Here is a 23,995-nt window from a genome sequence, read left to right on the forward strand (position 1 = left end):
ATAGAATAAAAAAATTCATTTCGGCGATAGGGCATTGTTGTGGGTATAAACATTCTTATCCAAATAGTAATTCGGGAAATTCGTGGATTTTCATTTTACTAGAAAATCGTATTGGTAAAATCAATTTTGACCTTCATCTGGAAATTTCTAATGACTTTAAAAATTTCAATGATTGTGACTTTTTCGATTTTGGTAAGACTGTCAATGCTGATGAAATTTTCGGGTTCAGCTTTGTCAATCATTATTTGCTGGGCCTGCCTGTCCAACCTCAGGCCCATCAGGTAATAATAGGATTGTTTGAGTTCCTGGCATTCCTTTTCCGTCAAATGGCCTTTTTCTTTCAATGCATTCAGCCTTTCTCCAGTGTTGGTTAGGAATATTTTATGTTTCAAAGCAAAAACCCGAGTAATGTCGACTATCGGAGTCATGGCTTTTTTGATATCAAAAACTTTTTGCTCCCCAACTGTGAACGTTTTGATGCCTTTAAAAAAGGTCAGAGGGGGTTCATATTGTAAGGCATTAGTGGCCATATTGTAAAAGAACCTTTCCAAAGGTACTTCCAATTGTTTATCCATATAGACATGTAGTTCCTCCAAAATGGAAAAATCCCCATAAATGGCCCTGTTGTCAAAGAAAGTGGAATATTTCATCACCGTTTCCTGAGTGGATTCCGTCATCCAGGCATCATAATTCCTTTTCCAATGCGAAAGGGAATGGGTCCATTTGGGATTTTTTGCCATAAAGCCTCCTTTGCAAAAGCTAAATCCGATGGTGTTCAGGTTTTCAGATACCTTTTCGGCAAATTTCAGAAAATATTTTCTTACCAGTTCCCGTTGTTCATTGGCTTTGTCTTCATAAATAATGGCATTGTCTTGATCGGTTTTGAGGGTTTGTTCCTTTCTGCCCTCACTTCCCAAAGTGATAAAAACAAATCGGGAGGGAGGAGGCCCCACTTCATGTATAACCTGATCTATAACTCTCAGAGCAATGGTGTCTGAAACAGTGGTGACCACTTGATTGACCGTCTCAGATTTTACCCCTCTTTCCAGCAGTTGGTGAACAGTGGCAGGGACCTGGGACCATTTAATTTTAAGTTCCTCAATTGAAGTGGCCTGTTTTACAGACTGGATAAATAGGAATGGCGATTGTGACTGCTCACTAAGCAATTTGTTCCTGGAGATAAAACCAACATACTTTCCGTCCTTGGCGACCAGGAGGTACCTGGTTTTAGTCTGGAACATTAGTAATAGGGATTCATAGATATAGGCATCTGTATCAATAGATACCATATCAGTTTTCATGACTTCTTCCACTGGCGTATGCGTGGGAATATTTTTGGCAATAACCTGATCCCTTAAAGTAATATCGGTGACATAACCCAAAATTTTGTCTTGTTCCCCTTTGATAAAAACACAGCTGGTTTTATGGTCAGCCATTAAATTGGCCACTTCCTGAATGGAGGTGAAAGGTGCACAGGTAACCAACTCTCTGGGGTTGAGGGAAGCTACTTTATGGGAATAAAAACTATCGGAAGTGATATTATTTTGCTGGGGGTAGTGTGTGGCTCCTTTGATAAAATGGACAAATTCCTGATCCAGCATCCTTTTTCCAATTTCCAAAATAAAATGATTCCTGAATTCCGGGTAATCGTCACATAATTTATTAAACAACTTATGACTCAATCGATGCACCTTGGTGTTTTCTTTTACATCCACCGTCTGCAAGGACACCCCTTTATTATACAGGTAAGAAATTCCACCAAACATCTTTCCCGGGCCAAATTTTTCAACCCTTCTTTTGTTTTGATTCCGGTCATAAAAAAATCCTTCATATTCTCCTTCAACAATAAAATCAAAGCCTTCAATGCTGGAATGGTTTTGAAGGTACAAACGTTTGGGTTTTGAATAAAAGACTTCTTGTCTTTGAGCCTTTATTTCATTTAATGCCTTTTCCGGAAGGTCCACAAAAGGCTTGGTACGCTCCATCATGGATAATAGTTGTTTAGTGGCTTTATATTTTGTAAAAATCTAAGATGAAAACTAAAGTAGCAGATAGAGGCGGATTCTACAATTTTTTGCAGAGATAAAATGCTGTTGTTTGTCCTATTAAAAGTAGTTAAATCGATTGAAATTTTTTGAGGGCAAAATTCATGAAAAATTATTGTTATGATAATCCCCAGCTAGAGGAAACCTTTTAGATTTGCAGGCTGTTAGATGGGCTTGTTATGCATTAAACAAAAAGGACTATGAGTGAGAGACAACGGACTTTTATTTTCGATATGAATGGGACCATCATTGATGATATGCAATATCATACCAAGGCCTGGTATCAGCTTTTTAATGAGGATTTGGGAGCCAACTTGACCTGGGATGAGGTTAAAGTGGAAATGTATGGTAAAAATCCCGAAGTCTTGGAAAGGGTTTTTGGAGAGGGGAAATTTTCTGATGAGGAAGCCGAAAAATGGTCTATGATCAAAGAAAAAAGATATCAAGAGGAATATAGGCCTCACTTGGGATTGATTGATGGATTGGATGATTTTTTTGAAAGGGCAAAAAGTAAGGGTGTGAAAATGGCCATTGGTTCGGCAGCCATTCCCTTCAATGTGGATTTTGTGTTGGATAATCTTAACATACGGGATTATTTTCAATCCATTGTCACTGCGGATAATGTGAAAATAAGCAAGCCACATCCGGAAACCTTTTTGCTGGGTGCGCAGGAATTAGGTGTAAAACCTGAGGATTGTGTAGTATTTGAAGATGCACCCAAAGGGGTAGAAGCGGCTCAGAATGCGGGTATGAAATCTGTAGTGCTTACTACCGCCCACCCCAAAAAGGACTTCGAAGCCTATGACAATGTGCTGGCTTTTATAGAAGATTATAATGACCCTTTTATCAAATCCATGTTATAGAGTAACATTGTTAGATTTTCATTAATGATTTTATGAGGGTGATCTGGAGAATGAGTTAATTGTTTTGGGTGATTAGGGATTTGATAATTGTAATCCCAGTTTAATTAAAAATAACTCTCTTATTGAAATTAGGGAAAAATTATTCTAATTGCCTGGCCACCAGGTCAGCCAATTTTTTCGCCCAAAATAAATATACATCAGTTCCTGGATGGAGTTGGTCCTTCACCACCATTTTTGGGAAATGTCCCACTTCCCGGTAATGGGTGGTGATTTCCACAAAATGGACATTACTTTCATTAGAGATTTCCTTTTTGGCCTGATTGTAAGCATCTATTTCACGGGCTATTTTTTCTCCACTTTTGGAATGCTGTTGGCCAAAAGGTGAAACACTCCAATCCGGAATGGAAAGCACAAAAACCTTTTGGGAATCGCCCCCGGCAAATGCTATTGCCTGGTCCAATAGCAGTCGGAATTCGTCTCTGTATTTATCAAGGCTCCATTCCCTATACTGGTTGTTGACCCCGATCAAAAGCGTTACCAAATCAAAGGTTTTGTCTTCTAGTCCTGCTTTTTTGATCCCCTCCAAAAGCTCTTCTGTAGTCCAACCTGTTTTAGCAACTATCTCGGGAGAGGCAAAAGAATAGCCTTTGTCATTTAATAGCTTCACCAATTGGTTGGGGAAATTTGATTTCAGAGGGACACCTTCTCCGATGGTATAGGAATCACCTAAAGCAAGATATGCATTTGGGGTCATAAGCTTGGATTCAATGTGTTCTTGGGAAAATGGGGTGCACAGAAAATTGAAAGCTGTCACCATAATTTTAGCTTAGAAGAAAAGCATTTGATTTTATCCCTTTTGGAAAACAGAATGAGTCATTTCAAAAACACCTTTGTCTGCATCCATTTTAATGTGGGCGCCTATAGGGATAATAAACTGCTTGGAGATATGACCAATCATGGCACCGTAATAGGCAGGGATTTCCAAAGGTTTAATATAATCCTGCAAAATCTGCCAAACCGTCAATGAGCCATATCCATTGGAAGGGGTGCAGTCAGAACATTGGCCAAAAATAAAACCTTTGATTTTATCTAATGCCCCCATTAGCTTCAGGGTGCTCATCATTCGGTCTATCCGGTAAGGTTCTTCTCCCACATCTTCCAAAAACAGAATTTTATTAGTGAAGTCAGGAAGATAGGGAGATCCAGCCAAAGCCGTCAAAACCGTTAAGTTACCTCCAACGATGGTTCCTTCTGCTATTCCCGGACGGATGGTTTGTATCCTATTCTTTTTTATGATCAGATCATCATTTGGAATTTGTTCGTTTTCATACCGCATCAATTGTTGGTTGAAAAATAAATTCTCGAATTGCCCTACATTAAAACTATTCCAGCTTCCCGTTCCATTGGGTCCATGGAAAGTGATAAGCTTGGTTTGAGCATAAATGCCATTGTGTAAGGCGGTGATGTCACTATACCCTAATATGGGCTTGGGGTTGCTTTTGATGGATTCGTAATCCAATAAAGGTAAAATTCTTGCAGCCCCCGAGCCTCCCCGGATGCAAATAATGGCCTTGACTTCAGGGGTGGCAAACATATGGTTGAGGTCAGCTGCTCTTTCCTCATCAGTCCCGGCCAAATGGCCCCTTCTGCCTTCCAGGTGTTGACCTTTGAGCACTTTTAACCCCAGTGCCAGAAGAGTTTCCTCTGCAAATTGAAAAAGAATTTCTTCATTTGTTGCAGCTGAAGGACTTACCAGGCCCACCAAATCTCCCCTGTTTAAGGGCTTTGGAAGTAAAGGGTCTTCAGGTTTTTGGACAGATGAAGCGGAAAAAAGACGGTTTTGACATCCCACCATGGGTATTAAGGCCGAAAGCCCAATGGATTTAATAAAAGTCCTTTTGTTCATGGATTATTGGTTTATGTTCCTGAAATTAAAAATTATCCCTGATATACTGCAGTACCTTTTCCATTTCCTTCCTCACTTGAGTAGCTTTATAGGGATAATTATTGTTCATAAAAGCAAAAGCATATAACTTCCCGGAATCGGTTTTAATAAATCCTGCCAGGGCGTGATTATTACTCATGGTTCCGGTTTTGGCAAAAATATAAGGGCTGGAAGATTTGTAAGAGTTTTCAAGGGTGCCATTGACCCCACCTCTGGGCAATAGGTCAAAAAGAAGATTGTCAGGCATAACCCTATAAATTTTTTCTATTAAAGCCACCATGGATCTTGGGGTAATTAGGTTGTGTCTGGAAAGGCCGGATCCATCCACCCATTGGGGCTCATCAGGTAGGTCTGAGAGGAAATTTTTTTTAAGGAAATCAATTGTTTGGGTAATATCCAGCTCCTTGAATATTTGATCGGAAATCATCAGCAATAATTGCTCCGCCAGAAAATTGTCACTTTCCTGTAGCATTTCCTTATAAAGGGCCCTTAGTGGAATTCCCTTAAGAATATAATGCTCCTCGGGAAGCACTTTTTTTACAGGAATAACTTCCTTACCAAGCTCCTGACTTGCCAACAGGGAAAAGATTTCCGGTGAGGTCAAAAAAGGGACTTTGGATTCCCTTAAGGTACAAGTAGAAGGATTATAATAAAACAGGTTGGTATGTGGATCCCTTTCAACTTTTTTTAGGGGCCTGTTTGTAGGTTTTAATTTATTTTCAAAATAGCCAGGTGAGATAGAAAAATTTTGCCGAATGTTTTTGACCTTGGCAAGGTTACCATAAATCGGGAATGGAGACCTTTCAGCAGCATAGGAATAATAATAATCATCCCATTGCCATCCATATCCCATGGGGGTATCTTTCCAGTTTTCATCTGAAAAATAAATTTTATCAAATTTCTTAAAGAAGCCTTCTAATTCAGGCTGAGGGAGGACCTCATATTTCCAGGAAGGGTCCCCTGTTCCCCAGATGGTTACTTCATTTCCATTTGGGACATAACGGAAAAGGGAGGTGCTGTCATTGAGCACCACATACCCAGCAAAAAAAGTAAAAAGTTTGGTAGTGGAGGCAGGGATAAAATAAAGGTGGCTGTTTTTTTCGTATTGGACCGTTTGTTCGTCTAGGTCATACAACATAACCCCTGTCAGGTGATTGCCAAAAAAGGAATCCTCATCCAATAGTTGGTCCAGCCCTTTGTACCTTTCTGAGACAGTTGATTGGCCAAAAAGGAATAATGGACTGACCAATAATAGAAAAAAAAGAAGGCAATGTTTTCGAGCCATGGAAAAACTTATTTTTTTATGTTGAAAAACAACAGGATCCACCCCAAAATAAATGCCAGGCCACCAAAAGGGGTGATGGCTCCCAGCCAGTTTACTCCGGAAATGGACAGAATATAAAGGGATCCAGAAAAAATGATAATTCCGCCAAAAAAGAGCCAGGCAGAAATGCTCAGTCCCTTATTTTGGGGAAACTGGACTTGTAGAATTCCGACAAGGAAAATGGCAAGGGTATGGTAAAATTGATATTTCACTGCAGTTTCAAAGGTATCTACCCTGCCCATCTTCTCAAGAGTTGGTTCCAGGCCATGCGCCCCAAATGCCCCAATAGCTACCGTTAATGCTCCTAGAGCAGCGGCTAATTTTATATTATTGATGTATGTCATCCCTTTGAATAATTTCTTTTTCCAAAAATGGCACTTCCAATCCGGACCATGGTACTCCCCTCTTCCTGTGCAATTTGATAATCCCCGCTCATCCCCATGGAGATTTCCTTTAATTCAAAATTGGAGGGAAGATCCTTGGATTTTATTTTGTCAAATAATGATTTTAAACTGGCAAATTCCCTTCTTACAACATCCTCATTGTCGGTATTGGTAGCCATCCCCATAAGGCCCACGATTTTTACATGGCTAAGTTCCGCTACAGGCTCGTTTTTGATTAATACCTCCAGTTCATCCTCACTAAAACCAAACTTACTTTCCTCTTTTGCGATATGGATTTGGAGGAGACAAGGAATTGTACGATTGACTTTCCTGCCTTGTTTATTGATTTCCTTTAGCAGTTTATAACTGTCAACCCCATGGATCAAGTGGACAAAAGGAGCGATGTATTTTACTTTGTTCCGCTGCAAATGGCCTATCATGTGCCAGCGGATATCTTTTGGCAGTTGAGGCTGTTTTTCGGCAAGTTCCTGCACTTTGTTTTCCCCAAAATCACGGATGCCGGCATCATAGGCTTCCTGGATATCCCCGATGGGTTTGGTTTTACTGACAGCCACCAGTAGGCAATCCGGATTTGTTAAGGTTTTCTTTAAACGAAAAAGGTTTTCTTTAATATCCATTCCTTTATTTTTACCGATCAAAGATAGAAGCCGGCAAAGCTTAGACAAATATTTTTTTGGACTAATATTTCAATTGTTAAAATAAAAATATGGCCATACTGGGTAAATTGCTCAAAATGGGACCCCTTCAAGGGAATCTCTGGAGAAAGAATACAGCTACCTTTTAGAGCTCCAATAGAAGGGATTAAAGAAACTTTTTATCGAATCCTGAAGGACAAACTTTTGAGACTTTCCAAGAATGATTTGCCTCTCAAGTTATTCAGTGTGGGAATTCTTAAATGGGATATTGGAATCTTAGTTGGTGTCCCGTCCTGTTACAGATTTTGCTGAGAAGATCATTAAGAGATACCATGTCAAATTGAAAAAAAATTTTTTCAGGGATTCATTCTTTTATTATTCCGGAATCTTGATCACCCTATTTGGTATGGTTCTTTCCAAAGCCTGTGTTACCAAAAGCATCGGGGAATTTGTTGCCCCTGCTAAATTTTTATTATCAATAGGTTTGTGGTAATATTACCGCTGTTGTTTGATTTCTATTTGTTCTTTTATGCCTTGAACCCCAATATTTGGGTTGGGTTTTAGGCCAGAAAATGAAAGTTGTTTTTAATCCTTACGATAGTCTTTATGGCTTTTAATGTGTTTGTAGTCAATAGTTTATGTTGTATGATGCTGGGTCTGATTATTTGATACGGTAGGCTTTGCTTTTAATTTTTGTCTTATGATTCTGATATTTCCTTGATCATGTTGAAATGAAATTTCAAACTGTTAATCCAAAAGGAAATTATTGATAAAGGTGTTTTTAAGGGTCAACCAGATAAAGAAGAAAACTATCCCCCAAAATAAATAGGCCCTGTAATAATCCTGAGTTTCTTTGTACCGGGATTCGATAATTTCCGCTTTTTCCAATTTATCAATTTGCTCAAAGATGTTTTCCAGAGCCCCATCATCTGTTGCCCTAAAGAATTGACCTTTTCCTATGCGGGCAAGATCTCTAAGGGTGGTTTCATTTAAGTAACTTTCCACCATTTGAGGTCTTCCAAAAAAGTCTTTGCCATATGGGACCATTCCATCTTTTCCCACAGCAATAGTATATATGGTGATGTCCATGGCAGCCGCCAATTCAGCAGCAAATCCAGGATCCACATTTCCTGCATTGTTGTCCCCATCACTGAGGAGGACCATGACTTTTGATTTGGAGTCGGATTTCCGCATTCTGTTGGTAGCTGTGGCCACAGCACTGCCGATGGCTGTCCCCTTGGCATCCATCATTTCAAAATTTATTTCACCTATGAGGTCGGTAAGTAGTTCGTAGTCTGTGGTTAAAGGGGCTAACGAAAAAGCCTCTCCTGCAAAAATCACCATGCCAATTCTGTCACCAAGGCGGCCGTTAATAAAATCAATGGCTGTTTTTTTTGCAGCTTCCAACCTGTTGGGCTCAAAGTCCTGTAAGTCCATTGATTCAGATATGTCCAATACCAACATAATGTCGATCCCTTCGGTATATTGCTCCACCTTTTCATTGGATCGCTGTGGCCTTGCCAATGCAATTATTATCATCCAAACAATAAGCAAAAAGAAAATGGTGGGGACCATTCTCAAATAAGTCCAGGGGTTGCTTGCTGAAATTTTTCCGGGAAGTGACAGCTCCAGCACCGGTTTTTTCATCAGCTTGGTCAACTTCCTGATCAACAGGATCAAAGGAACGACCCATAATAAATGTAATGCCCAGGGGTTTTCCCACTCATATGACTGGAAGGTCTCCGGCAAAAACCAGTTCCATGATAACCAATCAGAAATACTATTTGCGTTCACGGATCTCTTCGATTTTTTGTTGATACAAGTTGTTGCAGATGTTCTGCAGCTTATCACAGGTCATCTGGAGGTTTTCTCCACCCTTTCCGGCGTAAATGATGATTTCTATTTTCCTGAAATCCTTTACCAATCCAGGTTTTTCCAAATAATTCCCGATTTCCGTTGAGGTCCATTCCGGGTAGGGCTGACCGGTCAAATTGCCCATATAATCTTTCCAAAGCCAAAGCAATTCATCAGCCACCTGCAAACTTGGGGCTTTTTCCATTGTTTCAACGGTGTTTTTCCATTTTTTGGCAAAGAGGGCATGTTGTTTTTTTAGTTTTCTAATGCTCCACTTTTTCCTGATATTTTTGCCGAAGATGACCAAAACCAATACTGTCACTAACACCAAGCCTCCAATTACAATTGCCAACACGGGGTAATTAAATGCTTTATCTAAGTGGAGGTAATTGTTATTCTCCTTAAAAACCAATTCCTGGGGCATGGGATCAATGGTGAATTTCAATACCAACTGGTCTTCGGGGGCAAAATGGGAAATGCTATCATACCTTAGGATCTCAAAAACAGGTAGGGCATATGACTTTACTGAGTCCAGGGAGAAATTTGACAGGTAATACACTGCACTGTCTAGAGTGATGCTGTCTTGGGTAAATGAAGTGAAAGTTTCCTTATCCAAGAAGCTGAAATCCTCATATTGGAAAGTGGAATCAGGAAAAACAATATTCAAATCGGAGGGATAGCTGGCTTTCAACACATACCCTACCTTTTCACCCAACTTGGCTGAGTCTTCTAGAAAATAACCTTCCACCTTCAGCTTTTCCTGGGCTGAAACAAAGGTGGAAAATAGAATTAATAATAAACTGATGGTTACTTTGGATTTACCCACGCTTCATGGTTTTATTCCGGTGCCTAAACAATTCAATTAAGGGAAGGACAATGTCCTCCCGGGTGTCAATAGAAAGGTAGTTGATCTGATTTTTTTTGCATAATGTTTGAAGGGAGGCCCTTTCATTGGTGAAGGTGTCTGAAATTTTTTTGGAAAAATTCCCAAATGCCGTATTAACCCAAGTTGTTTTGCCTTCTTCCTTATCATAGACGGGGATGATACCCAAGGAAGGTAGGGCAGATTCCCTAGGGTCGGTGACTTGAATAGCTACCAGGTCATGTTTTTCTGCCAAGGCTTTTAGCGGTTTTTGATAATTTTCGTCTATAAAATCCGATATGACAATGATGATGCTTCTTTTTTTGATGAGATTAAGGGCAAAGGTAAACATTTCCCTAAGGTCAGTTTTTACGGATTTGTTTTCGTGGTTAAAAATGCCCTTGATCACTTTGACACCTTGTTTTACCCCTTTCCCTGGAAGGATGATTTTTTCTTTTTGATCTGAAAATGAAATCAGGCCCACCTGGCTTCCCTCATGGACGGCGGCAAGCGTAAGGACACCCGCAATTTCTTTGCCCAAATCAATTTTTTTTCTCCTTTCATCCCCGATTTCCTGAGAGCCACTGATGTCCAACAGAAAATACACGGATTGGTCTTTGTCCTCTTTGAAGGTTTTGACAAAAGTCCCGTGACCTTTGGCTGAAACCTTCCATTCAATGGTTCGGACATCATCCCCGTATTGGTAGGGCCGTAAATCGTCAAATTCCAAACCCGCCCCTTTGAAAATGGACTGATAATCTCCTTGAAGGTGATTATTGGCCACTTTCCTGATCATAATTTCGTATTTTCTGAGTTTTTTCAGCAGTTGATTCATGGGCATTTGCTTTCCGAAGGCCTAAATTTAATGTACTCCTTCGAATTATAAAACGAGTTATAAATAACATATTACCTAAATTTCAACGGAATTGGCTAATTTTGGATTGTGAAGAAAGTAATATTATTTATCGTTTTGACTGTTTGGAGTGTTTCCTGTTCAGAAAGGGACCGTCCTGATAGTTTATTGCCCGAAGATAAAATGGTTTCTGTTTTGGTGGATATCCATATGGCAGAGGGGATTGCAAGTTCCCTGCCGCTTTCCTATGATTCTTCCAAAAAACTTTATCCCATGCTGGAACATGAGGTGTTTAAAAAACATGAAATAAATGACAGCATTTTCCGGGAAAGTTTTCAGTATTACTTGAGAGATGCAGGTAAAATGGAAGAACTCTATAGTAGGGTAATCGATTCGTTGAACGTAAGAGAAAAGGTAGGAGAATAATAGTATGCAATACCCCAATAATCTTGAATCCAAGATTAATTTTGATAAAATAAAGGAATGGATTAAAGAAGAATGTACCAGCCAATTGGGTACGGATTTTGTCCAAAAAGTGTCATTTACCCATGATATCAAATTGCTGGACAAGTTGCTTGAACAAACTGAAGAGTTCAGGCAAATACTTATATCTGGTGAGGAGTTTCCCTCTTCCAATTTTTTGAATATTTATCCCTACCTGGAAAAAGCAAAAATTGAAGGTACATTTTTGTATGAGGATGACTTCCATCAAATTAAGCTTTCCCTAATTACACTTAGGGGATGCGTCAATTTCTTTAATGAAAATCAGGAAGAATATCCCCAGCTTTTTCAGTTGTTGGGCTTGGTGACGCTAGACCAAACCCTCTTGAGGGCCATAGAGCGTGTATTGGATGAAAAGGGGAAAATCAAAAACAATGCAACCCGGGAACTGGGGCTGATTAGGGCGCAAATCCTTTATGAGGAAAACAGACTCCGAAAAGTATTGGATAGGATTTTCCGGGAGGCCAAGGCCAAAGGCATGACACCAGACGATGCTTCTATTACAATCCGGGGGGGGAGGATGGTCATGCCTGTATTAGCAGAAAACAAAAGAAAAATCAAAGGCTTTGTCCATGATGAATCAGCCACGGGCCAGACCGTTTTTCTTGAGCCAGCAGAAGTCTTGGACATAAATAATGAACTGAAGGAATTGGAATATATGGAGAGGAGGGAAATCCATAAAATTCTTCTCCAACTTACTGATACCTTAAGGCCATTTATTCCAGAAATTAGAAAAGCTTATCAATTTTTGGGCATGGTGGATTTTATCCGGGCAAAAGCCAGATTGGCTTTGAAAATGGATGCCAGCAAACCTTCGCTCCAAAAAGGAAAGATCATTGAATGGTACAATGCCCGTCACCCAGTGCTTGAAAGTGCCCTAAAGCATCAAGGGAAAAATATTGTTCCCCTTAATATTCATTTGGATCATAATTCCCGTTTATTGGTCATTTCAGGCCCCAATGCTGGAGGGAAATCAGTAACTCTTAAAACAGTGGCTTTGATCCAGTATATGTTGCAATGTGGGATATTGATCCCAGTGGATCCCCATTCAAAGTGCAGTGTTTTTCATCATTTTTTTATAGATATAGGGGACGAACAAAATATTGAGAATGACCTGAGTACTTACAGCTCTCACCTGATGAGTATGAAGTATTTTACTCAGTTTGCCGATAAGAAATCCATATTTTTTATTGATGAGTTTGGAACGGGGACCGAACCGCAATTTGGAGGGGCCATTGCCGAGTCCATTTTGCTGGCCCTCAATCAAACCGGAGCTTACGGAATTGTAACCACCCACTATGGAAACCTAAAACAAGTAGCTGCCAAAAGGCAGGGCATGATCAATGGGGCCATGAGGTTTGATGTGGATAAATTGGAACCGCTCTATCAACTTGAAATCGGCAAACCAGGTAGTTCTTTTGCCTTGGAAATTGCAACAAAAATTGGGATTTCAAAAGATATCATCAGCTATGCCAAAGATCAAATTGGGGAGGAAAGGGTCCGTTATGACCGATTGTTGAATAAATTGGAATCCCAAAAAAACAAATACGAGCAATTGCTTCTTGAGACACAAAAAAAGGAGAGGTTACTTTCAAAAAGGCTTACTGAATACAATGACCTTAAGGAAACGGTTGAAAAGAACCAGAAACGTTTAATTCAGGAAGCCAAAGTGGAAGCAAAGTCCATTTTGGACCAGGCCAACCGGAAAATTGAGGAAACCATCCGGCAAATCAAGGAAAACAAAGCGGAAAAAGAAGCTACCCAGAAGGCCAGGAAAGACCTGGAAAAGTTAAAATCAAGTGTAAAGCCTCAAAAGGTGAAAAGGGTGGATTCCCCGGATATTCAAACTCTGGAGGGGCCCATTCAGGAGGGAGACCATGTTAGGGTGAAGGACCAGGGAGCCATTGCCGAAGTTTTAATGGTCAAAGGGAAGGTGGCTGAGATCAGCATTGGGGAGTTAAAATCTACGGTGAAACTCAACAGATTGGAAAAAATCTCCAAATCTGCAGTTAAAAGAGAAAAGAAATCCCTTTCCAAAAGTTATGGTTTTGACACCATATCCAAAATGCGGGATTTCTCAACCAATTTGGATTTAAGAGGAAAAAGAGGGGAAGAAATACTTCCCATGGTTCAGAATTTTGTGGATGAAGGCTATATGTTGGGAGTAAAGGATCTTAGGATTGTTCATGGAAAAGGTGATGGTATCTTAAGAGATATTACCCGAAACCTGCTTAAGGGGATGTCCAATGTCTCCAAATTTGAAGATGAGCATGCCGATAGAGGTGGCGCTGGAGTAACACTTGTTACTTTGAAATCATAAAAAAACCGGGTGATTTATTACCCGGTTTTTTATTTCGTTGTTTCTTCTGGCAGCTTATAGGCTTGCCTGGCCAAAAGTTTCCAATCCCCGTTTTTTCTCCAAATCATCATCACGCCTATTTTTGCCTTTCCTGCTACTCCTCCATCATTGGTTTCTGCAAATAAGAGATGGCGAGCAATACCAATATTATCCACTACTTCATATTTTTGGTTTTTGAGATGGATGGATACGAAATCAGATTTTCCACTTAGAAGGCTTTCAAGGAAGGTTTCCTTGTTTTCCAGATTTCCGTTGGAATGTCCATAGGATAACTGCTTTTCAGTTAACTTTTTCAATTTCTCTTCATTGGCATCAATCAAAGCCTGGTTAAATTCCTGAACAGCTTTTACAAGATCAATTGATGTCTCGGATTGGGCGTGACAAGTTGGTTTGATCAAGAAACAGACCATTATCAATAGCATGAATATTTTTGCTTTCATGAAATTAGTTGTTTAGTAGTCAGTGGTTTACTTGGTCAATTATGGTGCCTGATATGGATTTTGGGCTGAAGAAGTTATTCCTTTTTCAATTCAAATCGATAATCACCTGCAAGGGCATTGACCCTTGCTTCCTCAGGAGCTGGCACATTAAATTCCAGGATCAAGGTCCCTGCTGCACCAGAAAATGACATTTCCTTGCCTGCAGCTGGAGAGCCGCCAGTTAACATGATTTTTCCATACCCATCACCGGAAAAAGACCAACTTCCACTTTCGTCAAATAGGTAGCCTCCATTGGTGGTGGTGTAAGTTCGGTTACTGCTGATTGCTGAAAGTGTCAAGGAAAAATCTGCATATTCACTGGTAACATTAGAACCCTTATGTGTTACGGACCCATCACCGGTTACAACCCAGGTAGTACTGCTGGATTCCCCTGTTAATTTTTCAGTGGCAATTTCTTCCTGAGTTTTTTTTGGCTCTGGTTCACTTTCTTCCCCTCCTCCACAGGAGGAAAATAAAAATAGGAAAAAGCTAAAGATAATAGTTTGAAACAAATTCATTGCTTTCATAGGGTTAGTTTGGTTTTTTTAAGTCCATAAAATTACAGAAATCCAACTGAAATCAAAGACAGTTATAGGATAGTGTGTGGGTTTGTATGGGAAGATGAAGGTAAGTGCCAACAAATATTAGGCGGCAATTACAACATCAAGTAGTAAAAAGAAAAAGAAATGGTGCAAATAAAAAATGGATTGAATTTGAAAACAGGGGCTAATAAATCATAAAATCTACCTTCTGTTTTACATCATTCTTTTGGTAGTTCTTTGTCCAGAAATCTTGAAATCCTCGATGCTTAATTCTTGGTCGCAAAAGGAATATTCCTTTGGGTCATTTGAACCAATAAATACCATTCTGTTTTCACCGTATTTATCTGCCAATTCGAGGTACCATTCGCGCCCTTTCTGGTCCAGGTTGGAGGTTGGCTCATCCAAAAGGACCAAAGGAGCATCAGAAAAAAAGCAAAGGCCCAATTTAAGCCTTTGTTTCATTCCGCTGGAAAAATATTGGATTTGCTTATTTTTTGCATTTTCCAGGTAAAGTATTTGGATCATCTTATTTATATCCAAACCTGGAATTGGATTTTTAAATTTGAAGTGAAAAGTCAATAATTCTTTAAGCGTTAGTTCTTCAAGTAATTCCATATAAGGGGCACTGAAGGTCAAATGCTTAAAGTAATCTGTTTCTGGAATAATTTTATCGGATAGTTTATATTGGATTTTGCCTTCTGTCAAGGGAATGATTCCGGCAAGGCATTTTAAAAAAGTAGACTTGCCGGAACCATTGCTGCCAGTTATGGCTATTTTAGCTTGAGCAGGTGCCTGAAGGTCCAGGTTTTTAAAAATCCATTCGTATTGATACCGTTTACTTGCACCCTCAAGCTTTATTTCTAACATTTTTTAATTGATATACCCTTTCATAACACCTCTCTCAGAGGATCTGATAAAATTGACAATTTCATCTCTTTCTTTGGTGGCAGGTAGGTTGATTTCTATTTCCTCCAGAGCCCTGCTATTATTTAGACTATTTAGGAAGAGGTAACGGTAGACTTCCTGGATATGGCCAATGGCTTCGCTGGAAAACCCTCTTCTTCTCAATCCCAGAGAATTGACCCCTGCATAACTCAATGGTTCTCTGGCGGCCTTAGTAAACGGGGGGACGTCTTTTCTTACAAGTGATCCTCCAGAAACCATGGAGTGCATGCCCACCTTTACAAATTGATGGATAGCACTGCTTCCTCCAATGATGGCCCAATCGTCAATGGATACATGACCTGCTACCTGTACGGAATTGGCAATGATGACATGGTTGCCCACATAGCAATCATGGGCTATATGTACATATGCCATCAAAAGGCAATTGCTGCCAACTTTGGTTGTTCTTTTGTCAATGGTGCCCCTGCTGATGGTAACGCATTCCCTGATGGTGGTATAGTCCCCGATTTCCACGGTAGACTCTTCCCCTTGGAATTTTAGGTCCTGAGGAATACCGGCAATGACGGCCCCGGGGAAAATTTTACAATTTTTACCTATTCTGGCTCCTGGGAATATGGTGACATTGGAACCGATCCAGGTACCTTCTCCAATTTCTACATTTTCATGAACTACCGTGAAAGGATCGATGGTAACATCATCTCCAATTTTGGCATTGTCATGTATTTGCGATAGTTTACTAATCATGCGTCTTTTCTTACAATACTGGCTGTCATTACGGCTTCACATACCAATGTGTTACCAACATAAGCTTCACCTTTCATTTTGGCAATCCCTCTTCTGATGGGGGATAGTAATTCACACTTGAAAACCAATGTGTCACCCGGAAGTACCATTTTCCGGAATTTGCAGCTTTCAATGCCCAGGAAATAGGTCCAATAATTTTCCGGGTCTTCCACTGTACTTAACACAAGAATTCCGCCAGTTTGTGCCATTGCTTCCACTTGCATTACCCCAGGCATTACCGGATTATTGGGGAAATGCCCCATGAAGAATGGTTCATTAATGGTTACATTTTTTACCCCTGCGACTACTGTATCATCCAAGTATATGATTTTATCCAATAATTGGAATGGGTACCTGTGAGGCAATATATTGCTTATCTGATTGATATCAAGGACAGGAGGGAGCTTAGGGTCATAATGAGGGATATGACTTGGCCCCAATTTTTCCATTGACCTTTTTAGTTTTTTTGCAAAGGCAACATTGGCAGCATGGCCAGGTCGGGCTGCTAGGATCTGGGCTTTAAGTGGTCTGCCCACCAATGCCAAATCTCCAACCACATCCAATAATTTGTGGCGGGCAGGCTCATTTTTGTAGCGCAATTCTACATTATTGAGAATACCTTCTTTCCTGACCTCCACCTTGGGTTTGTTGAACATTTGGGCTAGCCCTTCAAGTTCTTCATCCGTTACAACTCGATCAACTACCACAATGGCATTATTAAGGTCGCCGCCCTGGATAAGGTTTTGATTATAGAGCATTTCCAGCTCATGCAGGAAACAGAATGTCCGGCAAGAGGCAATTTCTGATTTGAACTGGCTGATATCCATGATAGAGGCGTGCTGGCTACCGAGCACCGGGGAGTTGTAATCTACCATTACTGTAACCCGGTAATCGTCAAGTGGGAGGGCAGCCATTTCCACTTCCCGGTCCGAATCCCGGTAGTGAATGCTTTCCGGAACCTCAAAAAATCGCCTAAGTGCATTTTGCTCTTTTAATCCGGCATCTTCAAGAATGTCTATAAACTGAATGGAACTGCCATCCATGATGGGTGGTTCAGGTCCGTCCAATTGGATCAATACATTATCGATTTCCAAACCTACCAGAGCTGCCAGAACGTGTTCTACGGTGTTAACCCTTGCGCCACTTTGTTCGATGGTGGTTCCTCTGGAGACGTCCACGACATTGTCCACATCTGCATCGATGATGGGAGCTCCTTCCAGATCCACCCGTTGAAATTTATATCCATGATTTGGGGAAGCAGGGACGAAGGTCATATTTGATTCTACGCCTGTGTGCAATCCTACCCCAGAAATCGTAACCTGTTTTCCTATGGTATGCTGTTTGACTTTCATTAAAGATGATTTTTGCGCATCAAGAATTTTTCTGGCACAAATTTATAGTTTTTTTTCCAGTTCTTTGACTTTGTCCTGAAGAGAGGAGAGATTTCTGAAAATAGCGTAAGATTTCAGGAAATCTTTGAGATCCATACCTATATAACCAAAAATAGTTTTTCCTGGGGTCAGGATAGATTTGGAAATGCCGGTATTAGCCCCAATAGTAGTGTTGTCGGCCACTTTGATATGACCTACTATCCCTGCTTTCCCTGCGATGATACAATTTTTGCCTATTTCTGTAGATCCCGAAATCCCCGTCTGGGCTGCAATCACAGTATTTTCTCCAATAACGACATTATGGGCGATCTGTACTAAGTTGTCTATTTTAACACCACGCTTGATGATCGTGGACCCCATAGTAGCACAATCTATGGTGCTGTTGGCCCCAATACTTACATGATCCTCAATGATGACATTGCCAAGTTGGGGGATGTTTTTGTAAGAGTTGTCCTCTTGTGGTGCAAAACCAAACCCATCAGCTCCAATAACCACATTGGACTGGATTTCACAATGACTGCCTATTACGGTGTCCTCAGATATCCGCGCACCGGAATGGATTACCGTATGGTCCCCTATAGTGACATTATCTCCTACAAAAGCATGGGCATGGATTTTTACATGATTTCCGATTTTGGTGTTTTTGCCTATATAACTAAAAGCTGCCCGGTATCCATTTTCTCCCATCTGGCTGGAATCATCCATATAGGAGGGCTGTTCTACCCCGGAGTAGGCTGTTTTTTTCATTTGCGCATAAGCTTCCAAAAGCTGGGTGAATCCGGAATAGGGGTCTTTTACCTTGATCAGGGTGGTTTTTACAGGTTTGGTAGGTTGAAAATCATTGCCCACTATCACCGCACTGGCCTCGGTGGTATAAAGAAAGGGTTCATACTTTAAGTTGGATAAAAAACTTATGCCCCCTTCTGATCCTTCCTGGATTTTATCCAATCTGCAAACCTTCCGGGAACCGTCTCCTTCTACTTTTCCATTTAAAAGTTCAGCAATCTGACTGACGGTAAATTCCATGAGCTTCTAATTATAATTATCGCAAAGTTAATTTTTTAGCACGACAAGCATAGTACTTTTTAACAATTTTGCTCATTGCTTTAATATTTGGTAAATCCGCAGCCTGCGCTACATCGATTACATTTCCCTTTTTGGTTAGTATCAAAATGCGTTCCTTGGCAACATAGGCATTGTTGCTAATGGAACCATAGGAAAAAAAGTAGGGGAGGTCTTCCTTTGGAATTTTTAAAGATTTTAAGGCTTGATGCTCCATTTCCTGGAGCTCTTCTTTTGGGAAGGGGTGATTATTTAAGTTTATTTTAAATAAATTCCTTAAAAGAAACATGTTTGAAATATTCCTCAATATGTAGTCTCCATTTCCCTTCCAAAGCTTGATGGCACCCCAAATATCAAAATCATCAAGGCCTGCAAATACTTCCTGTAAATCCTTGGAAGCTTTAAAATCTTCTAGGGTGAAATTGTTTTCCAAAAGATAAACGAATTCATCGGATCCTTTCAGCTTTGTTCCAGATTGCTGCAGGTCTTTGGCTCGTGAAATCAAGTTGATCAACATCTTTTCTGCACTTACCGTGGTTTTGTGGAGGTAAACCTGCCAGTACATTAACCTCCTTGCGCTGAGAAAATTTTCAATGCTGTACAACCCTTTTTCTTCCACTACAATCTGGTCATCTATGATGTTCATCATTTTGATGATCCGGTCGGCTCCGATTGTGCCTTCTGATACCCCGGTAAAAAAACAGTCTCTTTGCAGGTAATCCAGACGGTCAATGTCCAACTGGCTGGAAACCAGCTGATGGAAAAATTTTCTTTCATATTTATTCTTAAAAATTCTTAAAGCCAGATTCAATTGGCCATTTAATTGGTAATTTATAGACTCCATCAGAAGTAAGGACAAGTCCTCATGGGGAACTTCCTTAAGTAAGGTATATTCCAGTGCATGTGAAAAAGGCCCATGGCCAATGTCATGCAATAGAATGGCAATCAGGCAGGCCTCATATTCCTCATTACTGATTTCATGACCCTTGTTCCTGAGATTGTCCAGGGTAATGCTCATTAAGTGCATGGCTCCGATGGCATGGTGAAAGCGGGTGTGAAGGGCCCCTGGGTACACTAGGTCAGTCAAACCCAGTTGTTTGATTCTGCGTAGCCTCTGGAAATATGGATGGTCAATTATTGTGAAAATAAGTTCACTGGGGATGGATATAAAACCGTAAACTGGATCGTTAAGTATTTTGTGGCTTTTCAATTGCCTAGGAATTAGTTGATCAAAATCAAAAGTAATTATAAATTTAAAAGATTTAAACCATCGAATATGCAAAAATTTAAAATTCTCTGGGCTGATGATGAGATCGACCTTTTGAAACCTCACATCATGTTTTTGGAGCAAAAGGGCTATGATATTACCACTGTTAACAGTGGCAATGATGCCATTGAAAAAGTGGAAAACACCAATTTTGATGTAATTTTTTTGGATGAGATGATGCCAGGAATGACCGGACTCGAAACTCTTCAACAGGTCAAAATCCTGAAGCCCCAGACCCCGGTGGTCATGATCACCAAGAGTGAGGAAGAGCATATTATGGATGATGCCATTGGAGGCAAAATAGCTGATTACCTTATCAAACCGATCAACCCCAATCAGATTTTACTTTCTGTAAAAAAGATATTGCAGAATAAGCAATTGATCAGTGAAAAGACCAACCTTTCCTATCAGCAGGATTTTTCCAAAATCAGCATGGCCTATAATGACGCTATTGACCACGATGAATGGGCTGACATTTATAAGAGGTTGACTTATTGGGAGCTGGAAATCGATAAAACAGAAAATAAAAGTATGCAGGAGGTCCTGGATACTCAAAAAACTGAGGCCAATGCCAATTTTGCAAGATTCATCAAGGACAATTATTTGGATTGGCTCAATGACCCTGATGTAGAAAAACCAACGCTCTCCCATCAAGTATTAAAGCGGAAGGTCTTTCCAAATATCCAAAAGAATAAGCCCCTGTTTTTTATTGTTATTGACAACTTAAGGCTGGATCAGTGGGAGATCATTGAGCCATTGATCAGTGACTATTTCAATGTCAAAACTGAGGATACTTATTATAGTATTCTCCCCACTACTACTGCTTATGCAAGGAATGCACTGTTTAGTGGCTTAATGCCTTTAGATATGGCAAAGTTTCACCCCGACCTGTGGGAAGGGGAAGATACAGATGAAGGGAAAAACAATAATGAAGCAGAATTTTTGGAAGCTAACCTGAAAAAAAATAGAGTCGAGGCCCGGTTTAGCTATCACAAGATTTTGCATGCTAACCAGGGAAAGGCAGTATTGGAACAGTTTCCCAATATGTTGAAAAATGAATTAAATGTATTGGTGTACAATTTTGTGGATATGATGTCTCATGCCCGTACCGACATGAAAATGATCCGGGAACTTGCCCCTGATGAATCTGCATACCGGTCTATTACAGAAAGTTGGTTTTTGCACAGCTCTTTATTTGAGCTTTTTAAAAAAATTGCAGATTCCGGACATGAGGTAATTGTTACCACTGACCATGGAACAAAAAAGGTCAACAGACCCTATAAAATTATCGGGGATCGAAAAGTCACAACTAATTTAAGGTACAAGCAAGGCAAAAATCTCAATTTTGAATCAGGGAAGGTTTTTGAAATCAGTAAACCTGAGGAGGGGAAATTACCAAGGTTTAATGTTTCTACCAGTTATGTTTTTGCCGTAGAAGATTATTTCTTTGCATATCCGAACAATTACAATTATTATGTAAATTACTATAAAGATACTTTCCAGCATGGGGGAGTGTCCTTGGAAGAGGTAATTGTTCCTATTATTCATTTGATACCAAAGCAATATTAACAGATTGGAAAAAATCATTTGTGAAAATCAGGCACAATTGCCCGAAGTGGCCAAGGCGGTAATCTCAATATGTAAAGGGTTGGATGTCTGGGTTTTTATGGGAGACTTAGGAGCTGGTAAAACCACCTTGATCAAAGCTATTGCCAATGAAATGGGTGTAGAGGACCTGGTAAGTAGCCCTACCTTTTCCATTATCAATGAATATCAAAATGGAAGTGGACAAAGATTTTACCATTTTGATTTTTACCGGATTGAGGATCCAGAGGAAGTTTTGGAAATAGGAGTGGATGAATATTTTTACAGTGGAAATTATTGTTGGATTGAATGGGCAGAGAAAATTCCTGAGTATATTCCGGAAAGTTTTTATTTAATATCCATAAAAGTGGAAAACGATCAAAAGCGAGAAATAACGATAAAAAAGGTTCAAGATGGGGGCGAAAATTGCTGAGTTGAGTAAAGAAGCGAAGATTTATCCAAAGGAGGCACTAGCAAGAGTAAGGAATTCAGATCATTCTATTTTAATAGGTTTGCCCAAGGAAAGTGCAGCCCAGGAAAAAAGAGTGGTGTTGACCCCCGAAGCAGTTGCTCTTTTGGTTAATAATAACCAAAGGGTAGTAATCGAATCTGGAACCGGTAGGCCTTCCAAATTTTCCGACAAGGAATATTCAGATGCTGGGGCAAAAATTGTTTATTCCCCTAATGAAGCTTTTGAAGCGGAGGTAGTCCTTAAAGTAGAGCCTCCTAGTGGGGAGGAAATAGATTTGATGAGGCCAGGGGCTTGCTTGATATCAGCCTTGCAATTGGGCAAACAAAAAGCTGAATATATTCATGCCCTAAATAGAAAAAAGATAACAGCGGTATCGTTTGAGAACCTGGAAGACAAAGTTGGAGGAATGCCCGTGGTGCGGGCCATGAGTGAAATTGCCGGAAGCACGGTCATGTTGATCGCTGCTGAATATCTTACAAATGTAAAAGCAGAGGGTAAAGGTTTGATTTTGGGAGGAATTACCGGAGTTCCACCTACCCAAGTTGTAATCATTGGTGCAGGAACTGTTGCTGAATATGCTGCCAGAACCGGTTTAGGGCTTGGGGCTTCCATAAAAATTTTTGATAACCATATTTATAAACTTAGAAGGATCAAGCAACTATTGGGGCAACAGGTTTATACTTCTACTATTGACAATTATTCCTTGGGGCAGGCATTAAAAGAAGCTGATGTGGTGATTGGGGCTTTAAGGGCAGAAAAAGGGAGAACAAAAATCGTCGTTTCGGAGGAAATGGTTTCGGCTATGATGCCAGGAAGTGTATTGATTGATGTAAGTATTGATCAGGGTGGCTGCATTGAGACCTCTCATATGACCACACACGATAAACCTACTTTTAATAAATATGATATCATTCATTATTGTGTCCCCAATATCGCTTCCAGGGTATCCAGGACTGCATCGGTTTCTTTAAGTAATATTTTTACGCCAATCTTACTTCAGATGTCTGATTTGGGAGGGTCGGAAGAAATGATTTTTAATTACAAATGGTTTATGAAAGGGGTATATACCTACCGGGGTAGTTTGACCAATGCTCATTTGGCTAGAAAATTCCAGATGAACCATAAAGAACTCCAATTGCTATTGGCAGCAAGGTATTAGGAAAGCAAGTTTTGTCTCAGCAAAAATTCCAATTGATCATTGGCCTTGAGCAAGTCGGCAGTTAACTTTTTGTTTTCCCTTCTAAGTGACAAGACTTCAAATGCATTTTTGATCACGGTCCTCATATACTCTTCCTCCCAAGGCTTGGTGAGGTAGTGGTAAACTTGACCTTTGTTTATAGCATCTATTACCGCTTGGATGTCTGTATAGCCCGTAAGCAGGATTCTAATTGGATCAGGGTAATCAGGGATTATAGATTCCAAAAAATCCACCCCAGTTTCTTCCGGCATCCTTTGGTCTGTGATAATGATGTCAACTTCCTGCTCCTTCAAAATATCCCGCCCCTCCTGGGCCGATATAGCAAGGTAAACCTTATAATCCCTCCTGAAAGTGGCTTTAAAGGCTTGTAGGTTGTTGGATTCATCATCTACATAAAGTATCCTTATTTTATTATTTGTAACGTCACTCATTGGGTAATGAAATTAGGCATACTTATTTGTGTTTTTAGGGATAGTTTCTTGAATTTTACCACATAGAATTGGAAAAATCAACTTTCAAGGATTTTGAATGGAATAACAATTCACTCACTTGAAATAGACTTGTATTATAAAATTAGCAAAAATAATAATTTAATTTGTAGGGAGTAGTGATAAAATTTCACCTTTTGTATTAAATTATAAATGCAAAAATATAACTTTACCCATA

Annotated in this window: 23 protein-coding genes; 6 read left to right on the forward strand and 17 right to left on the reverse strand. The window is 40.0% G+C overall.

Annotation, left to right across the window (positions count from 1 at the left end):
• Positions 1 to 98 precede the first annotated feature (98 nt).
• Positions 99 to 1,988, reverse strand: a complete 1,890-nt coding sequence (locus QWY93_RS11250; protein WP_353959635.1) for a DUF294 nucleotidyltransferase-like domain-containing protein — start codon at positions 1,986 to 1,988, stop codon at positions 99 to 101.
• Positions 1,989 to 2,245: 257 nt separating this feature from the next.
• On the opposite strand from QWY93_RS11250, the gene QWY93_RS11255 reads away from it, so the two are divergent.
• Complete coding sequence (locus QWY93_RS11255) at positions 2,246 to 2,908, forward strand: HAD family hydrolase (RefSeq protein WP_290248345.1); 663 nt, start codon at positions 2,246 to 2,248, stop codon at positions 2,906 to 2,908.
• Between the two features lie 139 nt (positions 2,909 to 3,047).
• Here the strand turns inward: QWY93_RS11255 and QWY93_RS11260 are convergent, their stop codons facing one another.
• The 8 genes from QWY93_RS11260 to QWY93_RS11295 all read right to left on the reverse strand — a co-directional run bounded on the left by QWY93_RS11260 (position 3,048) and on the right by QWY93_RS11295 (position 10,767).
• The gene (locus tag QWY93_RS11260; protein WP_290248346.1) at positions 3,048 to 3,662 is read right to left on the reverse strand and encodes an SGNH/GDSL hydrolase family protein; all 615 of its coding nucleotides are present in this window, start codon (positions 3,660 to 3,662) and stop codon (positions 3,048 to 3,050) included.
• Positions 3,663 to 3,755: 93 nt separating this feature from the next.
• Entirely contained in the window at positions 3,756 to 4,814 is a 1,059-nt protein-coding gene (locus QWY93_RS11265; RefSeq protein ID WP_290248347.1) for a S66 peptidase family protein, read from the reverse strand.
• Between the two features lie 25 nt (positions 4,815 to 4,839).
• Positions 4,840 to 6,138: a D-alanyl-D-alanine carboxypeptidase/D-alanyl-D-alanine-endopeptidase gene (locus QWY93_RS11270; protein WP_290248348.1), complete on the reverse strand. Its 1,299-nt coding sequence runs from the start codon at positions 6,136 to 6,138 to the stop codon at positions 4,840 to 4,842.
• Between the two features lie 8 nt (positions 6,139 to 6,146).
• Entirely contained in the window at positions 6,147 to 6,521 is a 375-nt protein-coding gene (locus tag QWY93_RS11275; protein ID WP_290248349.1) for a DUF423 domain-containing protein, read from the reverse strand.
• Entirely contained in the window at positions 6,518 to 7,198 is a 681-nt protein-coding gene (locus QWY93_RS11280; RefSeq protein WP_290248350.1) for a YggS family pyridoxal phosphate-dependent enzyme, read from the reverse strand. The genes QWY93_RS11275 and QWY93_RS11280 overlap by 4 nt, the downstream gene beginning before the upstream one ends.
• Positions 7,199 to 7,963: 765 nt before the next feature.
• The gene (locus QWY93_RS11285) at positions 7,964 to 9,010 is read right to left on the reverse strand and encodes a vWA domain-containing protein (protein ID WP_290248351.1); all 1,047 of its coding nucleotides are present in this window, start codon (positions 9,008 to 9,010) and stop codon (positions 7,964 to 7,966) included.
• Positions 8,997 to 9,896: a hypothetical protein gene (locus QWY93_RS11290; protein WP_290248352.1), complete on the reverse strand. Its 900-nt coding sequence runs from the start codon at positions 9,894 to 9,896 to the stop codon at positions 8,997 to 8,999. Before QWY93_RS11290 ends, QWY93_RS11285 begins: the two co-directional genes overlap by 14 nt.
• Positions 9,889 to 10,767, reverse strand: a complete 879-nt coding sequence (locus QWY93_RS11295; protein ID WP_290248353.1) for a DUF58 domain-containing protein — start codon at positions 10,765 to 10,767, stop codon at positions 9,889 to 9,891. Before QWY93_RS11295 ends, QWY93_RS11290 begins: the two co-directional genes overlap by 8 nt.
• A gap of 108 nt (positions 10,768 to 10,875) precedes the next feature.
• On the opposite strand from QWY93_RS11295, the gene QWY93_RS11300 reads away from it, so the two are divergent.
• Complete coding sequence (locus QWY93_RS11300) at positions 10,876 to 11,211, forward strand: DUF4296 domain-containing protein (RefSeq protein WP_290248354.1); 336 nt, start codon at positions 10,876 to 10,878, stop codon at positions 11,209 to 11,211.
• Between the two features lie 4 nt (positions 11,212 to 11,215).
• Entirely contained in the window at positions 11,216 to 13,606 is a 2,391-nt protein-coding gene (locus tag QWY93_RS11305; protein ID WP_290248355.1) for an endonuclease MutS2, read from the forward strand.
• A gap of 29 nt (positions 13,607 to 13,635) precedes the next feature.
• Here QWY93_RS11305 and QWY93_RS11310 read toward each other — a convergent pair whose 3' ends face one another.
• From QWY93_RS11310 to QWY93_RS11340, 7 genes are all read right to left on the reverse strand, one after another.
• Positions 13,636 to 14,085 (reverse strand): nuclear transport factor 2 family protein, encoded by a 450-nt coding sequence (locus QWY93_RS11310; RefSeq protein ID WP_290248356.1) that lies wholly within the window; start codon positions 14,083 to 14,085, stop codon positions 13,636 to 13,638.
• A gap of 74 nt (positions 14,086 to 14,159) precedes the next feature.
• Positions 14,160 to 14,651 (reverse strand): hypothetical protein, encoded by a 492-nt coding sequence (locus tag QWY93_RS11315; RefSeq protein WP_290248357.1) that lies wholly within the window; start codon positions 14,649 to 14,651, stop codon positions 14,160 to 14,162.
• Positions 14,652 to 14,879: 228 nt separating this feature from the next.
• Complete coding sequence (locus tag QWY93_RS11320; RefSeq protein WP_290248358.1) at positions 14,880 to 15,533, reverse strand: ABC transporter ATP-binding protein; 654 nt, start codon at positions 15,531 to 15,533, stop codon at positions 14,880 to 14,882.
• A gap of 3 nt (positions 15,534 to 15,536) precedes the next feature.
• On the reverse strand, positions 15,537 to 16,316 hold the full coding sequence (gene lpxA, locus QWY93_RS11325) for an acyl-ACP--UDP-N-acetylglucosamine O-acyltransferase (protein WP_290248359.1): 780 nt from the start codon (positions 16,314 to 16,316) through the stop codon (positions 15,537 to 15,539).
• Entirely contained in the window at positions 16,313 to 17,707 is a 1,395-nt protein-coding gene (locus QWY93_RS11330; RefSeq protein WP_290248360.1) for a bifunctional UDP-3-O-[3-hydroxymyristoyl] N-acetylglucosamine deacetylase/3-hydroxyacyl-ACP dehydratase, read from the reverse strand. Before QWY93_RS11330 ends, lpxA begins: the two co-directional genes overlap by 4 nt.
• Before the next feature lie 42 nt (positions 17,708 to 17,749).
• Complete coding sequence (gene lpxD / locus QWY93_RS11335; RefSeq protein ID WP_290248361.1) at positions 17,750 to 18,772, reverse strand: UDP-3-O-(3-hydroxymyristoyl)glucosamine N-acyltransferase; 1,023 nt, start codon at positions 18,770 to 18,772, stop codon at positions 17,750 to 17,752.
• Between the two features lie 16 nt (positions 18,773 to 18,788).
• Entirely contained in the window at positions 18,789 to 20,018 is a 1,230-nt protein-coding gene (locus QWY93_RS11340; RefSeq protein ID WP_290248363.1) for an HD domain-containing protein, read from the reverse strand.
• 66 nt (positions 20,019 to 20,084) lie between these two features.
• Between QWY93_RS11340 and porX the strand changes: the two genes are divergently transcribed.
• From porX to QWY93_RS11355, 3 genes are read left to right on the forward strand one after another with little or no spacing between them, the layout of a single operon-like run.
• Entirely contained in the window at positions 20,085 to 21,644 is a 1,560-nt protein-coding gene (gene porX, locus QWY93_RS11345; protein ID WP_290248364.1) for a T9SS response regulator signal transducer PorX, read from the forward strand.
• 4 nt (positions 21,645 to 21,648) lie between these two features.
• On the forward strand, positions 21,649 to 22,092 hold the full coding sequence (gene tsaE, locus QWY93_RS11350) for a tRNA (adenosine(37)-N6)-threonylcarbamoyltransferase complex ATPase subunit type 1 TsaE (RefSeq protein WP_290248365.1): 444 nt from the start codon (positions 21,649 to 21,651) through the stop codon (positions 22,090 to 22,092).
• Complete coding sequence (locus QWY93_RS11355; RefSeq protein ID WP_290248366.1) at positions 22,073 to 23,290, forward strand: alanine dehydrogenase; 1,218 nt, start codon at positions 22,073 to 22,075, stop codon at positions 23,288 to 23,290. The genes tsaE and QWY93_RS11355 overlap by 20 nt, the downstream gene beginning before the upstream one ends.
• On the opposite strand, the gene QWY93_RS11360 is transcribed toward QWY93_RS11355, so the two are convergent.
• A complete protein-coding gene (locus tag QWY93_RS11360; protein ID WP_290248367.1) occupies positions 23,287 to 23,760 on the reverse strand; it encodes a response regulator in 474 nt (157 codons plus the stop codon). The genes QWY93_RS11355 and QWY93_RS11360 overlap by 4 nt on opposite strands.
• Positions 23,761 to 23,995 lie beyond the last annotated feature (235 nt).

This window comes from Echinicola jeungdonensis (assembly GCF_030409905.1).
GTDB classification, from domain to species: domain Bacteria; phylum Bacteroidota; class Bacteroidia; order Cytophagales; family Cyclobacteriaceae; genus Echinicola; species Echinicola jeungdonensis.

Bases quoted from the DNA above. Each gene is read 5' to 3' on its own strand.
- QWY93_RS11250 (WP_353959635.1), bottom strand. From the start codon at position 1,988: ATGATGGAGCGTACCAAGCCTTTTGTGGACCTTCCGGAAAAGGCATTA.
- QWY93_RS11255 (WP_290248345.1), top strand. From the start codon at position 2,246: ATGAGTGAGAGACAACGGACTTTTATTTTCGATATGAATGGGACCATC.
- QWY93_RS11260 (WP_290248346.1), bottom strand. From the start codon at position 3,662: ATGACCCCAAATGCATATCTTGCTTTAGGTGATTCCTATACCATCGGA.
- QWY93_RS11265 (WP_290248347.1), bottom strand. From the start codon at position 4,814: ATGAACAAAAGGACTTTTATTAAATCCATTGGGCTTTCGGCCTTAATA.
- QWY93_RS11270 (WP_290248348.1), bottom strand. From the start codon at position 6,138: ATGGCTCGAAAACATTGCCTTCTTTTTTTTCTATTATTGGTCAGTCCA.
- QWY93_RS11275 (WP_290248349.1), bottom strand. From the start codon at position 6,521: ATGACATACATCAATAATATAAAATTAGCCGCTGCTCTAGGAGCATTA.
- QWY93_RS11280 (WP_290248350.1), bottom strand. From the start codon at position 7,198: ATGGATATTAAAGAAAACCTTTTTCGTTTAAAGAAAACCTTAACAAAT.
- QWY93_RS11295 (WP_290248353.1), bottom strand. From the start codon at position 10,767: ATGAATCAACTGCTGAAAAAACTCAGAAAATACGAAATTATGATCAGG.
- QWY93_RS11305 (WP_290248355.1), top strand. From the start codon at position 11,216: ATGCAATACCCCAATAATCTTGAATCCAAGATTAATTTTGATAAAATA.
- QWY93_RS11310 (WP_290248356.1), bottom strand. From the start codon at position 14,085: ATGAAAGCAAAAATATTCATGCTATTGATAATGGTCTGTTTCTTGATC.
- QWY93_RS11315 (WP_290248357.1), bottom strand. From the start codon at position 14,651: ATGAAAGCAATGAATTTGTTTCAAACTATTATCTTTAGCTTTTTCCTA.
- QWY93_RS11320 (WP_290248358.1), bottom strand. From the start codon at position 15,533: ATGTTAGAAATAAAGCTTGAGGGTGCAAGTAAACGGTATCAATACGAA.
- lpxA (WP_290248359.1), bottom strand. From the start codon at position 16,316: ATGATTAGTAAACTATCGCAAATACATGACAATGCCAAAATTGGAGAT.
- QWY93_RS11330 (WP_290248360.1), bottom strand. From the start codon at position 17,707: ATGAAAGTCAAACAGCATACCATAGGAAAACAGGTTACGATTTCTGGG.
- lpxD (WP_290248361.1), bottom strand. From the start codon at position 18,772: ATGGAATTTACCGTCAGTCAGATTGCTGAACTTTTAAATGGAAAAGTA.
- porX (WP_290248364.1), top strand. From the start codon at position 20,085: ATGCAAAAATTTAAAATTCTCTGGGCTGATGATGAGATCGACCTTTTG.
- QWY93_RS11355 (WP_290248366.1), top strand. From the start codon at position 22,073: ATGGGGGCGAAAATTGCTGAGTTGAGTAAAGAAGCGAAGATTTATCCA.
- QWY93_RS11360 (WP_290248367.1), bottom strand. From the start codon at position 23,760: ATGAGTGACGTTACAAATAATAAAATAAGGATACTTTATGTAGATGAT.